Source organism: Burkholderia sp. SIMBA_062 (assembly GCF_046534765.1).
Lineage (GTDB): Bacteria > Pseudomonadota > Gammaproteobacteria > Burkholderiales > Burkholderiaceae > Burkholderia > Burkholderia ambifaria.
Genome location: NZ_JAWRYD010000002.1, coordinates 242,604 through 256,235, shown reverse-complemented (window position 1 = coordinate 256,235; position 13,632 = coordinate 242,604). Strand labels below are relative to the sequence as shown.

The following is a 13,632-nucleotide window of genomic DNA, read 5'->3' as shown; positions in this document are numbered from 1 at the left end:
GTCATGCCTCCGTCCGCGGGTTGATCGCCAGCGCCTGGGCGACACAGGAAGCGGGCGTTGCCTGAATGAGCTCGACCACCAGGCCGTCCGGCAAGCGCAGCCAGTTCCGCCCCTGCGGCATGTCGGTCACGCCGTACGCTTGTGCCGCGGCCAGCGCGGCTTCCAGGTCCTCGCACATCACGCCCAGATGACCGAGCCGGCCCTCGGGGCCGTCCCAGCCCGGCGCATGGATGAACTGCAGGCCGCCGAGCGTCCAGTATTGCCGCGGCGCGTCGACGGTGCCGTCCACCTCGCGCATCGTCATGCCGAGCACGTCCTCGAAGAAGCGGATGTGCCAATGGATGTCCTTCACCCAGATGGCGACGTGCTCCAGATAGGCTTTCGTGGCGCTCATGCGGCCACCTCCTGCGCCTGGCGATCGGCCATCGCGCGCTCGATTCCCTTGATGCACGCAACCAGCGTCGCGTTGACCGGTGTGGGCACGCCGTACCGCTGCCCGCAGCGCACGACCGATCCGTTGATGAAGTCGATTTCGGTCACGGCTCCTCTCTCCAGGCTTTGCAGCATCGACGTCTTGAACGCGGCTGGCAGGCCCTGCGCAGCCAGCGTCCATGCCTGCTCGGGGTCCGTCATCGACAGCCTGACGCCCGCTGCTTGCGCGACCGCGATCGCCTCGGCGACGGCCGCGAGCGACGTGGACTTCAGCAGCGGCTCGCCGTAGAGCTGCCCGTAGGTCAGGCCGGTGATGCCGGTGAGCGCGCCCGTGGCGACGTTGACCAGCAGCTTGTCCCACATCGTGCCGACGATGTTGTCGCTGACGGTCGTCGCGAGGCCCGCGGCGTTGAATGCATCGGCGACAGCCTGGAGGCGGGACGTGATGCGGCCGTCGAGTTCGCCGATGAAGGTGAGCTTTCCAGCCACGCCCGATTCGATGTGCGCGTCGCCGCGCCGCACGCCGCCGACGTAGGTTTTGCCCGCGAGCACGCGCTCGCGGCCGACGACGTCGGCGAGGATGTCCTCGTGCCCGAGGCCGTTCTGCAGCGACAGCACGAGCGTGTCGGGCCCGATCAGCCCCTGCGCGCCGCGCATGGCCGCGTCGGTGTGGAATGACTTGACCAGCACGATCACCAGATCCGCTACGCCGACGTCGTCCGCCTGCGTCGTCGCGCGGACGCGCACGCGCCGGGATCCGCTCGGATCGTCGACCCGGAGGCCGTCGCGGCACATTGCGTCGACGTGCGACGGCGAGCGGGCGATCAGCCAGGTCTCGTGGCCGCCTTCGGTCAGGGCGGCGCCAATCGCGCAGCCCAGCGCGCCGGCGCCCAGCATTGCAATCTTCATGGGTTTCTCCGATGTCATGCAGGGTTGACGTACCGCTGCACGATAGAAGTTGCCCGTCATGCTGACAATGCAATGACTACAATGACGTTATTGCGATAGACAATAATGCGATGATTCCGACCGATCTTCCCGACCTGAAGCTGCTGCAGCTTTTCGATCTGCTGTACGACGCGCGCAGCGTCACCCGCGTGGCCGAGCAACTCGGACAAAGCCAGCCGACCGTCAGCATCTGGCTCGGGCGCTTGCGGGAACACCTTCACGATCCGCTGTTCATCCGAACGCCCGGCGGCATGGCGCCGACGCCGCAGGCCGACGCGCTCATCGGCCCGTGCCGGGAAATCCTCGAATCGTTGCGGCGCTTCGCGGCCTGGGAGATCGCGTTCGACCCGGCGACTGCCCAGCGCCGGTTTCGCATCTGCATGACCGATGCGAGCCATGTCACGCTGCTGCCGCGGCTTCTCGCACACGTTCGCGCGCAGGCGCCGGGCGTCCGGCTGGAGGCGGCGAGGATCGACGGCAACACGGAACGGGCGCTCGAGTCGGGCGAAGCCGATCTCGCGATCGGCTATGTGCCGTGGCTCGGCGGTGGCATCTACCAGCAGAAACTGTACGACCAGGACTGGGTGTGTCTGGCCAATCGCCATCATCCGCGGATTCGCGGTCGCCTCGGCGTGAAACAGTACCGGTCGGAGGGCCATGTGGCCATTACGGCCGGAACGGGCGCGCAGCTTCTCGACCAGGCGCTGATGCGGGAGCGCATCGAGCGTCAGGTCGTGCTGGGGCTGCCGGGGTTTCTGGGTTTGGGCGCGATCATCCAGAGCACGGACCTGATCACGACGCTGCCGCGCCATATCGGCGAGACGCTGGCCCAGGCCAATGACCTGACGGTGCATGCGTGTCCGATCGAGGTCGAGGGCTTCGCGGTCCGACAGCACTGGCACTCGCGATATCACCATGAAGCAGGCAATCGCTGGCTGCGCGGCGTCGTGGTTCAGTTGTTCGCGAACGCGCGTTGAGTGGGGCGCCGCGCGTGACGAAATCCGGCGCGAGCGTCTGCTCCCGCCACGTGCATTCCGCGATTCGCCGCATTGCGGTCAGTTATGACGAAAGCACCGCGGATTCCTGCGCGCCGCCGGTCGCGACTTCATCCAGATCGACGCATTGCCCGTAAGCCGGCACCTCGCACGGCCAATGGAGGCGCTCCGCAATACGCCGCCGCAACGCATCCGCGGCAGCGGGTTCGCCATGCGTGATGAAGGTGCGGGCGGGGGCGCACTGCATCGTGCCGAGCCACGTGAGGATCTCTTCATAGTCGGCATGGGCCGAGAGCGCCGTGATCGATTCGACCTGCGCCCGCACACGGACGTACTCGCCGTGAATCTTCAGCGTCGGCTCATGCGCGGCCAACGCCGCGCCGCGCGTGCCGGCGGCCTGGTAGCCGACCAGCGCGATCGTATTGCGTGCATCGGGCGCATAGCGGCTCAGGTGATGCAGCACGCGTCCGCCTGTCGCCATCCCGCTGCCGGCGATGATGACCATCGGGCCATGGTGTTCGGCAATCGCCTTCGACTGGTCGATCGAGCGGACCATCGTCGCCGCGTGGCCGAGCGTGTTCGCTTCGGAAACGGTCAGGCGATGTTCGAGGATATGGTGGCGATAGATCTCGGTCGCGTCCGTCGCCATCGGGCTGTCGAGGAATACCGCGACGCGCGCCATGCGGCCGGACGCCTTCAGCCGCGCGATGTAGTGCAGGATTTCCTGCGCGCGGCCGACGGTGAAGCAGGGCATCACGACGACCCCGCCGCGCGCGAAGGTCTTGTCGAACATGGCGGCCAGCTCGTTCTCGGGATCCGAAGCCGGATGCAGCCGGTCGCCGTACGTCGATTCGACGACGACGTAGTCCGCATGCGCGGGCGGCCGCGGCGGCTGCATGATCGGGTCGTGATACCGGCCAAGATCGCCGGAGAAGGCGAGCACCTTGTGATCCCAGTGCATCACGACGCTCGCCGCGCCGAGGATGTGCCCGGCCGGCAGCAGGCGGAACGACAGGCCGCCGCCCAGCGCCGTGCATTCGTCGAACGCGACGGGCTTCAGCAGGCCTAGCGCGCGCTGCGCGTCGTCCAGCGTGTAAAGCGGTTGCGCCGGACGATGCTTCGAATAATCGTGCCGGTTCGCGAAGTCGGCTTCCTCTTCCTGCAGCCGCGCGCTGTCGCGCAGCATGATGTCGCAGAGCTCGGCCGTGGCCGCCGTGCAGTACACCGGCCCGCGATAGCCTGCGCGCGCCAGCACCGGAAGATAGCCGGAGTGATCGAGATGCGCGTGGGTAAGCACGATCGCGTCCAGCGTGTCGGGCGCGAGCGGCAGCGGCTGCCAATTGCGCAGCCGCAGGTTCTTCGTACCCTGGAACAGGCCGCAATCGACCAGCACGCGCCGGCTTGCGTGCTCGATCAGGTACTTCGAACCGGTCACGGTTTCAGTCGCGCCAAGAAAAGTCAGTTTCATGGATCGCCTCAGCGGAGTCGACGGCACGGTAATTCGATTACAGCGCGAACGCGCGAGAGACGGTTGACCGAAATCAGGGATTTGGGGGATTTGCCGCTGGCGCCGTTGCGCTCGGTGGAGGAAATCGTGGGTTATCGGTAACTACGATAATTTCTATTGCTGATACGTCTCTACTCGCAAAACCGGCCTTCGACTACTGTAGCCGTCACGTTACTACCGAGGCCATTCATGTCCAAACTCAATATCAAACTACTGGGTCCATGCCTGCTCGCCATTGCGATCGACGCGATGGGGTTCGGGCTGGTGTACCCGATCATGGCGGCCATCTTCTCCGACCCCCAATCGGGCATCATCGGGGCCGATACGAGCCCGCAACTCCGCAATTTCTACCTGGGGCTCGGGTACGGCGTCTATCCGTTCTGCATGTTCTTCGGCTCCTCGCTGATGGGTGAGCTGTCCGATGGCTACGGCCGGCGAAAGATCCTGCTGCTGTGCGTATTCGGCCTGGCGCTCAGCTACTTGCTGATGGCGATCGGCGCGCTGCTGCCGAGTATCGCGCTGCTGCTGATCGGACGCGGCCTGAGCGGGCTGATGGCCGGTTGCCAGGGGATCGCGCAGGCCGCGATCACGGACATGAGCACGCCGGAAACCAAGGCGTACAACATGAGCATCATGTCGATTGCGTTCAGCGCGGGCGTCATCGTCGGCCCCGTGCTCGGCGGCGTCACGTCGGACCGCACGATCGCGCCGTTCTTCAACTACGGCACGCCGTTCCTGCTGGTCGCCGCGCTGTCGGTCGTCTGCGGGCTCTGGACGTTCTGGTCATATCGCAACGCGGTCGCGCCGACCGGCAACACGCGTGTGGACCTGCTGATGCCGCTGCGGATCATCTACCAGGCCGGCACGCACCGCCGCATCGCGTTCCTGTCGATCGTGTTCTTCCTGATGCAGGTCGGCTACGGGCTGTATCTGCAGACGATCATGCTGGTGCTGCAGACGAAATTTCATTACACCAGCTCGCAGCTCGGCCTGTTCAGCGGCCTGATCGGCATGTCCTTCGTGTTCGGGCTGATGGTGATCGTGCGGCTGATGCTGAAAATCTGGAACGTGGTCGACATCGCAAAGACGGGCCTGCTGATCGCGGGCATCGGGCAAGTGCTGTCGGCGCTGTTTCCGCACGAAAACACGCTCTGGGTGCTCGGCATGGTGGTCGGCTGCTTCGACATGGTTGCATACACCACCATGTACACCGCGTATTCGGACGCGGTGACGGAGGACCGCCAGGGCTGGGCGCTCGGCGTCGCCGGCTCCGTGATGGCGATCGCCTGGGTCGTGACGGGCTTCCTCACCAACCTGTTGCCCGTGCTCGGCGAGCTCGGCCTGCTGATGGTCGGGGGCCTGAGTTTCGTCCTCAGCTTCGTGATGATGCTGGCGTATGGCCGAAAGTGGTCCGTGCCGATCGTGTCCGTCGGCTCGCGCGCCTACGACTGATGTGTCTTCTCCCGGTGCGCGCATCGCTGCCGCGATGCCGCCCGGGCGCCAACCGGATTCCAGGCCGGCGCATGCTCTCCCTGTATCGAAACGGAAGTACCCGATCAATCCAGCAACACTTCATATTGAAGGACTGACATGGTGAACATCGCATCAAGAGACGAGGACGCCGCATTCGATATGGTCATCGTCGGCGCCGGCGTTGCCGGCCTGTACATGCTGCATCGGGCCAAGGAAGCCGGCCTGTCCGTACGGCTCGTCGACGCGGCCGACGGCATCGGCGGTACCTGGTTCTGGAATCGCTATCCCGGCGCACGCGTCGACATCGAGAGCTTCGAGTATTCGTACTCGTTCTCGAGCGAACTCGAACAGGAATGGCGCTGGACGGAACGCTATGCATCGCAGCCCGAACTGCTGCGCTATTTCGATCACGTCGCGCATCGCTTCGGGCTCTATGAACACATCCGGCTCGGCACGCGGATCGATGCCGCGACGTTCGACGAATCGCGCGCCCGCTGGACGCTCGTCACTCACACCGGCGAACGACTGCACGCCCGTTACTGCGTGATGGCGACCGGCTGCCTGTCTGCGCCGAAGGTGCCGGACGTCCCCGGATACGGCAGCTTCGCCGGCGAAACCTGCTTCACGTCGCGCTGGCCGGCCGGCACGGTCGGCCTTGCCGGCAAGCGCATCGGCGTGATCGGCACCGGTTCGTCGGCGATTCAGTTCATTCCGGTGGCCGCGCAATCGGCCGCGCACGTCACCGTGTTCCAGCGCACGCCGAACTACAGCATCCCGCTGCGCAACCGTCCAATGGACGCGGAATACGAGCAGCAAATGAAGGCGAACTACGCCGAACTGCGCCGCATGGAATGGCAATCGCCCGGCGGCTTCGTCTGTGTCGGCGGCGAACCCCGTCAACCGCTGCGGATTTCCGCGCTGTCCGTCACGCCGGAAGAACGCCTGCGTGAATACGAAGCACGCTGGGCCGCGGGCGGGCTGTGTTTCTACACGTCCTACAACGATCTGCTGACGAACAAGGAGGCGAACGACACGCTCACGGCGTTCGTCCGCGCGAAGATCCGCGAGAAGATCGACGATCCCGTGCTGGCCGACAAGCTCACGCCGAGCGGCCATCCGATCCTGACCAAGCGCCTGTGCGCCGACAGCGGCTATTTCGAAACCTTCAATCGCGATAACGTGTCGCTGATCGACCTGAAGGAAACGCCGATCGAGTCGATCACCCGCACCGGCATCGTCGCGGGCGGCCGCGAGATCGAACTCGACATGATCGTGTTCGCGACCGGATTCGATGCGGTGACGGGCGCGCTGCTGAACGTGGACATTCGCGGGCGTCACGGCGAATCGCTGCGCACCGCGTGGAAGAGCGGTCCGCAAACATATCTCGGGCTCATGAGTGCGGCGTTCCCCAACCTCTTCAACATCGCCGGTCCCGGCAGCACCGCGTCGCTGAGCAGCGCGGTGCCGTGCGACGAGCACCAGGTCGACCTCGTGATGAAGCTAATCGAGCGCGCCCAGCACCACGATGCGGCTACCGTCGAGCCGACTCGCGCGGCGCAGGAAGCGTGGACGGCACGCATCCAGGCGATCGCCGAGAAGACGCTGATCCATCAGAGCAACTCCTGGTACGTCGGCGCAAACGTACCCGGCAAGCCGCGTGCCGTCCTGCTCGATCTCGAGGGATTCGATTCCTATATCGCCGTATGCGACGGCATCATCGAACGCGATTACGAAGGCTTCGTGTTCAACGGCGCAACCGCAGATCATTCCCTTCCCGAAAGTGTGGCCGAAGTCTGACCGCGCGACACCCTCCCTCTGAATCGGTTTCCTCCCCACTGAAGTTCGCGCCCGACGGGCGCGAATCTCAATAAGGATTACATATGAGCAAACTTCATTCGAGCGCTGCTTCAGCGCTCCGGGACATCGTGCGCGACGGACAGACCTTCGCGATCGGCGGCTTCGGCCTGTGCGGGATTCCCGAGGCGCTGATCGGCGCGTTGCGCGATTCGGCCGTCAAGGGCATCACCTGCATCAGCAACAACGCGGGCGTCGACGGCTTCGGTCTCGGCCTGCTGCTGGAAACGCGCCAGATCAGGAAGATGATCTCGTCGTACGTCGGCGAGAACAAGGAGTTCGAGCGCCAGTACCTGGCCGGCGAACTCGAGCTCGAATTCACGCCGCAGGGCACGCTCGCCGAGAAGCTGCGCGCGGGCGGCGCCGGCATTCCCGCCTTTTTCACGAACACCGGCTACGGCACCGTGATCGCGGAAGGCAAGGAAACGCGCCAGTTCGGCGATCGCCACTACGTGCTCGAGCCGTCGCTGACGGCCGACGTCGCGCTCGTGAAGGCGTGGAAGGCCGACAAGTCCGGCAACCTGATCTATCGCCGCACCGCGCGCAACTTCAACCCGATGTGTGCGATGGCCGGCAAGATCACCGTCGTGGAAGTCGAGGAGATCGTCGAGAACGGCGCGCTCGATCCGGACCAGATCCATACGCCGGGCATCTTCGTGCAGCGCATCGTGCTGAACGCGACGCCCGAGAAACGCATCGAACAACGCGTCGTACGCGCGAAAGGAGACTGACATGGCCTGGAATCGTGACCAGATGGCCGCGCGCGCGGCGAAGGAACTGCAGGACGGCTTCTACGTGAACCTCGGCATCGGTCTGCCGACGCTCGTCGCCAACCACGTGCCGGAAGGCGTCGAGGTGTGGCTGCAGTCGGAGAACGGCCTGCTTGGCATCGGCCCGTCGCCGACCGAGGACGAAGTCGACGCCGACCTGATCAACGCCGGCAAGCAGACCGTCACGACGCTGCCGGGCTCGTCGATCTTCTCGTCGGCCGATTCGTTCGCGATGATTCGCGGCGGCCACATCAATCTCGCGATCCTCGGCGCGATGCAGGTCAGCAAGACAGGCGACCTCGCGAACTGGATGATCCCGGGCAAGATGATCAAGGGCATGGGCGGCGCGATGGATCTCGTCGCGGGCGTGAAGCGCGTCGTCGTGCTGATGGAGCACGTCGCGAAGGGCGACCAGCACAAGATTCTCGACGAATGCAATCTGCCGCTGACGGGTGTCGGCGTGGTCGACCTGATCGTCACCGATCTCGGTGTGATCGAAGTAACGCCGAACGGCCTGAGGGTGCTCGAGCTCGCTGACGGCGTGAGCGCCGCCGAGATCAAGGCGAAGACCAGCGCGCCGCTCGATGTAAGCGTCGTGTCCTGAACACCGGCGGAGAGCGGCAAGGCATCACGCCGTTCCATCGCTTTCAATTTGCTTGTGTTGTTTCGCTGTACTTATCGAATCACCTTTGTAACCAGGAAATCGATTCAGATGTCGTCACATTCATAAATCTAATCTGCTTGAGAGGGCCGTCATGAGTCAGGATCAGATGTGGAAGTTCAAGCCGTATACGAGGCACACGGTTTCCCAATCGCCGCAATGGCAGTTGTTGCCGAGCGAGCTTCAGGAAGCCGTCGACGTCGTCTCGCGCGTACTGCCGTTTCGAGTCAATCCCTATGTGCTGAACGAGCTGATCGACTGGGACAAGGTTCCCGACGACCCGATCTACCGGCTGACGTTCCCGCACCGCGACATGCTGAAGGACGACGAGTACGCGGCGATCCGCGATCTCGTCCGGGAAGGTGCCGACGAGGCGCGCATCGAGGCCGTCGTCCGCCAGATCCGCCTGCGGATGAACCCGCACCCCGCCGGGCAGCTGACCCACAACGTGCCCTATCTCGACGGCGTGCCGTTAAGCGGCCTGCAGCACAAGTATCGCGAGACGGTGCTGTTCTTTCCGAGTGCGGGGCAATCCTGCCACGCGTATTGCACGTTCTGCTTCCGCTGGCCGCAGTTCGTCGGCATGGACGAGCTCAAGTTCGACGCGCGTTCGTCGCAGGAGCTCACCGCCTATCTGCGGCGTCATCCGGAAGTCACCGACATTCTCGTGACGGGCGGCGATCCGCTCGTGATGAGTGCCCGCGCGCTCGGAGAGTACCTCGAGCCGCTGCTGGCGCCGGAGTTCGACCATCTGCAGAACATCCGGATCGGCACGAAGTCGGTCGCGTATTGGCCGCAGCGCTTCGTGAGCGACAAGGACTCGGACGACCTGCTGCGGGTGTTCGAAAAGGTGGTGGCGTCCGGGCGCAATCTCGCGATCATGGGCCATTACAACCATCCGCGCGAACTGCAGCATCCGATCGCGCAGCGCGCCCTGCGGCGCATCATCGGCACCGGCGCGAGCGTGCGCATCCAGGCGCCGCTGATCCGGCACATCAACGAGGATCCGGCCGCCTGGGCCGAGCTGTGGACGACGGGCGTGCGGCTCGGCGCGATCCCGTACTACATGTTCGTCGAACGCGACACAGGGCCCAGCGACTATTTCAAGCTGCCGCTCGCACGCGCCTACGAGATTTTCCAGGCCGCCTACCGCTCGATATCGGGCCTCGCCCGCACCGTGCGCGGCCCATCGATGAGCGCGTTTCCGGGCAAGGTGATGGTCGACGGCATCGTCGAGCTGGCCGGCGAGAAGGTGTTCGCGCTGCAACTGCTGCAGGCCCGCAACCCGGAATGGGTGCGCCGGCCGTTCTATGCGAAGTTCGATCCGAACGCGACCTGGTTCGACGAGCTCGTCCCCGCATTCGGCGAAAAAACCTTCTTCTTCCAGGACGAACTGGCGGCGATGGAGCACGGCGCTGGCGGATCGGGCCGGACCATCGTCGTGGCCCGTCACGATGCCGTGCGCCCCGATTTGCTGGAGGCAGTGGAATGAGCGGCCTTCTCGATCAGGACGGCGCGGAGTACGAAGTATTTGCGCTGCGTTACGCGACGCACGACGATCGGCGCAGCGGCGAGAACTATCTCGGCGACGATCCGCACGACGACATCTCCATGCCGCTCGACTTCTATGTCTGGGTGATTCGCGGCATGGGCCGCACGGTGTTGGTCGACACGGGGTTCGATGCGTCGACGGCCGCCCGGCGCAAGCGTCGCTATCTGCATTCGCCGGTGGCGCTGCTGGGCGAGCTCGGCATCGACGCGGCCGACGTGGACGACGTGATCATCACGCACATGCACTACGACCACGCGGGGAACATCCGCGCGTTTCCGGCGGCGACGCTGCATATCCAGGATGCGGAGATGGCGTACTGCACCGGGCGCTGCATGTGTCACGAAGCGATTCGCAAGCCGTTCGAGGCGCGCGACGTGTGCGCGGCGATCGAACGGCTGCACGCGGGCCGCGTGCGATTCGCCGACGGCGATCACGCGGTGGCATCCGGCATCCATACGCACCTGATCGGAGGCCACACGGCCGGCCTGCAGGTGGTGCGGGTGCGCACGGCGCGCGGCCATGTGGTGCTGGCCAGCGACGCCGCGCACTACTGGGACCACATCCGCTCGAAGCGCCCGTTTCCGATCGTCTTCAACGTCGCGCGCATGCTCGACGGGCATGCGGCGATCGAAGCGCTGGCGGACGGCCCCGACCACATCATTCCCGGCCACGATCCGGCGGTGCGCCAGCGCTTCCCGCGCTGGAACGGACATCCGGACATCGTGGCGCTGCACGCGCCGCCCTTGAGCGACGCGCACCTCGCCGCCGACGCGTCGCGCGTGGCGGCATCGGACCCGGCGACAGCATCGGCCGACGTTCAACTCGAAACGGGAGAAACGCAATGACGAACACGATTTCGATTGCGATCATTGGCCTGGGGCCGCGTGGCGTCACCGTGCTCGAGCGCCTCGTCGAGCACGCGCGCAACATTCCGGCCGGCGTCGCGCTGGACATCACGGTGTTCGACGCCGGCGAATGCGGGCAGGGCGCGCATCCGTCGAGCCAGCCGGATCACTTGATGATCAACACCGTCGCGTCGCAAGTGACGATGTTCGCGCCGTCGAGCGAGCTGGGCCGGCACGGCGCGCCGTCGCTCGTCGAATGGGCGCATGACAGCGGATATCGCTACGTCGACGGCGCGTTCCGGAAAACGTCGGCCGATACGGGCCGTCCGCTCAACGATGCCGACCATCTGCCGCGCAGCCTGCTCGGCGAATACCTGTCGTGGGTTTATGCACGGATCGTCGCGGCGCTGCCGCGCAGCGTCGCGGTGACGCATCGCCGTGCCCGAGTGGCCGATCTCGTGCCGGCCAACCGCGGCTACGAACTGCATGTCGACGACGGCGCGCCGGCCTTTGCGCACTACGTGTTCCTGACGACGGGCCACGGCACGCGCCGGCTCACCGAGAGCGACCAGCGCCTCGCGCAGTTCGCGGAGCGGCATCAGGTCAACAACGCGCAACTCGCATACGTGCCGTCGCCATACCCGATCGAGACGCTCAACGATATCGCCCCTACCGCGACTGTCGCCATCCAGGGGTTCGGCCTCACCGCACACGATGTCGTGTCCGCGCTGACGATCGGCCGTGGCGGACGCTACGTCGAACGCGACGGCGAACTCGAATACCAGAAGTCCGGGCTCGAACCGCAGATCCTGCTGTTCTCGCGCAACTGCCTGCCGTTCGCCGCGCGCGGGATCAACCAGAAGGGGCTGACGGGGCGCCACCGCCCGCGCTTCTTCACGCCGGACGCGGTGGCGGCATTGCGTGCGGTCGCGCTGGACACGACGGGCGACAGCCGGATCGATTTCCGCGCTGACGTGCTGCCGCTGATCATCAAGGAAATGGCTTATGCGTACCGGCTCGCGCTGCAAGGCGGCAACGTCGATGCCGACGGATTCGAGCCGAGCCCGGACGAACTGCACGCGATCGGCCAGATTCTGTGGCCGCTCGAGGGCAGGACGTTCGAATCCTTCGACGCGTTCCGCACATTCTTTTTCGCGCTCATGCGCGACGACCTGCATCACGCGCTGCTCGGCAACCTGACGAGCCCGGTCAAGGCGGCGACCGACGTGCTGCGCGATACGCGCGAGGCATTGCGCGCGGCTGTCGAATACGGCGGGCTGACGCCCGATTCGCATCGTTACTTCGTCGACGAATTCAACGCCATCACCAACCGCGTGTCGTTCGGCCCGCCGCTGCGGCGCAATCGCGAGCACCTCGCGCTGCACCGCGCCGACGTGCTCGACATCGCTGGCGGCCCCGGCGCGCGGTTTGTCGCCGACGAGACGTGCGCGCATTTCCGCATCGAGGCGCAATACGGCGAGCGGGTGGAGCGCCGCTACGCGGACGTGCTCGTCGTCGCGCGGCTCGATCCGTATTCGCCGGTCACCGACGGTTCGCCGCTCTCGACCGCGCTGCTCGGCCGCGGCATCGTCCGCCCGTACCGGAACGGCGACTACCACCCGGGCGGACTCGACGTCTGTACGGGTATGCATCCGTTCGGCCGCGACGGCGAAGCGCAGTCGCGCCTCTGGGCCATCGGCTTTCCCGTCGAAGGCGCGCACTTCTACACGCATGCGCTGCCGCGTCCGGGCATCGCATCGCGGCAGACGCGCGACGCCGAGCGCTGCGTGCTCGAAATGCTCGACATGATCGCGGCGGAACAGGCCACCGGCCCGGCCCGCGTCGGCGCGCCGGACGACGACACGATCGCGTCGCGCGATTCGCTCGCAACCGCGCCTGAAGCTGACTTGACCGCCGCGCTGGAGGGTAACTGATCATGCTTGCCCTGCACGATTTCCACCGCTCGTCCGCATCGTTCCGGGTGCGTATCGCGCTCAACCTGAAGGGCGTCGCCTACACGGCGGTCGTTCAGGATCTCGACGTGGGTGCCCACCGCGCCGATCCATATCTGTCGATCAATCCGCAAGGCCTGCTGCCTGCGCTGCGGATCGGCGATCGCGTGCTGACCCAGTCGTCGGCGATCGTCGAGTATCTCGACGAAGCATATCCGGACCCGCCGCTGCTGCCGGCCGGCACGCAGGAACGCGCGCGCGTGCGTGCGCTGTTCCAGACGGTCGCGGCGGACACCCACCCGATCACGGCCATGCGTGTCGCGCAGTACCTGAAAGAGGCGACCGGCTGCGACGACGGCGTGGTGCTCCGCTGGAAGCAGCACTGGATCACCACGAGCCTGGCCGCGCTCGAGACGATGCTCGCCGGCAGCGACGAGACAGGCCGATTCTGTCACGGCGATCGCCCGTCGCTCGCGGACCTCGCGCTGGTGCCGCAAATCGTCTCGGCCCGCAACGTCAACGTCGATATCGCGCCGTATCCGACCGTATCGCGCATTCATGACGCATGCATGCAACTCGCGGCGTTCCGTGATGCCCATCCGGATACCTGTTCATCCCACCCTGCGTACAACAAGGAGTAACC

12 protein-coding genes are annotated in these 13,632 nt (G+C 65.6%); 9 read left to right on the top strand and 3 right to left on the bottom strand.

Going from position 1 to position 13,632, the window contains the following annotated elements:
• Position 1: 1 nt before the first annotated feature.
• The gene (locus SB786_RS02900) at positions 2 to 394 is read right to left on the bottom strand and encodes a VOC family protein (protein ID WP_126224814.1); all 393 of its coding nucleotides are present in this window, start codon (positions 392 to 394) and stop codon (positions 2 to 4) included.
• Entirely contained in the window at positions 391 to 1,341 is a 951-nt protein-coding gene (locus SB786_RS02895; RefSeq protein WP_410726095.1) for a ketopantoate reductase family protein, read from the bottom strand. Before SB786_RS02895 ends, SB786_RS02900 begins: the two co-directional genes overlap by 4 nt.
• A gap of 110 nt (positions 1,342 to 1,451) precedes the next feature.
• Between SB786_RS02895 and SB786_RS02890 the strand changes: the two genes are divergently transcribed.
• Positions 1,452 to 2,357: a LysR family transcriptional regulator gene (locus SB786_RS02890; protein WP_006760940.1), complete on the top strand. Its 906-nt coding sequence runs from the start codon at positions 1,452 to 1,454 to the stop codon at positions 2,355 to 2,357.
• A gap of 82 nt (positions 2,358 to 2,439) precedes the next feature.
• Here the strand turns inward: SB786_RS02890 and SB786_RS02885 are convergent, their stop codons facing one another.
• Positions 2,440 to 3,843 carry an MBL fold metallo-hydrolase RNA specificity domain-containing protein gene (locus tag SB786_RS02885; protein WP_410726094.1) on the bottom strand — a complete coding sequence of 468 codons (1,404 nt, stop codon included), beginning with the start codon at positions 3,841 to 3,843 and terminating at the stop codon, positions 2,440 to 2,442.
• Between the two features lie 228 nt (positions 3,844 to 4,071).
• Here SB786_RS02885 and SB786_RS02880 point away from each other — a divergent pair, with 228 nt between their 5' ends.
• From SB786_RS02880 to maiA, 8 genes are all read left to right on the top strand, one after another.
• Complete coding sequence (locus SB786_RS02880; protein WP_410726093.1) at positions 4,072 to 5,334, top strand: MFS transporter; 1,263 nt, start codon at positions 4,072 to 4,074, stop codon at positions 5,332 to 5,334.
• 138 nt (positions 5,335 to 5,472) lie between these two features.
• Complete coding sequence (locus SB786_RS02875; protein ID WP_410726092.1) at positions 5,473 to 7,152, top strand: flavin-containing monooxygenase; 1,680 nt, start codon at positions 5,473 to 5,475, stop codon at positions 7,150 to 7,152.
• Between the two features lie 83 nt (positions 7,153 to 7,235).
• Positions 7,236 to 7,940, top strand: a complete 705-nt coding sequence (locus SB786_RS02870; RefSeq protein ID WP_410726091.1) for a CoA transferase subunit A — start codon at positions 7,236 to 7,238, stop codon at positions 7,938 to 7,940.
• Between the two features lies 1 nt (position 7,941).
• Positions 7,942 to 8,583, top strand: coding sequence for a CoA transferase subunit B (locus SB786_RS02865; protein WP_410726090.1), 642 nt, complete (start codon positions 7,942 to 7,944; stop codon positions 8,581 to 8,583).
• Positions 8,584 to 8,734: 151 nt separating this feature from the next.
• Positions 8,735 to 10,132 carry a KamA family radical SAM protein gene (locus SB786_RS02860; RefSeq protein ID WP_410726089.1) on the top strand — a complete coding sequence of 466 codons (1,398 nt, stop codon included), beginning with the start codon at positions 8,735 to 8,737 and terminating at the stop codon, positions 10,130 to 10,132.
• Complete coding sequence (locus tag SB786_RS02855; RefSeq protein ID WP_410726088.1) at positions 10,129 to 11,037, top strand: N-acyl homoserine lactonase family protein; 909 nt, start codon at positions 10,129 to 10,131, stop codon at positions 11,035 to 11,037. Before SB786_RS02860 ends, SB786_RS02855 begins: the two co-directional genes overlap by 4 nt.
• Positions 11,034 to 12,971 carry an FAD/NAD(P)-binding protein gene (locus tag SB786_RS02850; RefSeq protein WP_410726087.1) on the top strand — a complete coding sequence of 646 codons (1,938 nt, stop codon included), beginning with the start codon at positions 11,034 to 11,036 and terminating at the stop codon, positions 12,969 to 12,971. Before SB786_RS02855 ends, SB786_RS02850 begins: the two co-directional genes overlap by 4 nt.
• A 2-nt stretch (positions 12,972 to 12,973) precedes the next feature.
• A complete protein-coding gene (gene maiA, locus SB786_RS02845; RefSeq protein WP_410726086.1) occupies positions 12,974 to 13,630 on the top strand; it encodes a maleylacetoacetate isomerase in 657 nt (218 codons plus the stop codon).
• The last annotated feature ends 2 nt before the right edge of the window (positions 13,631 to 13,632 follow it).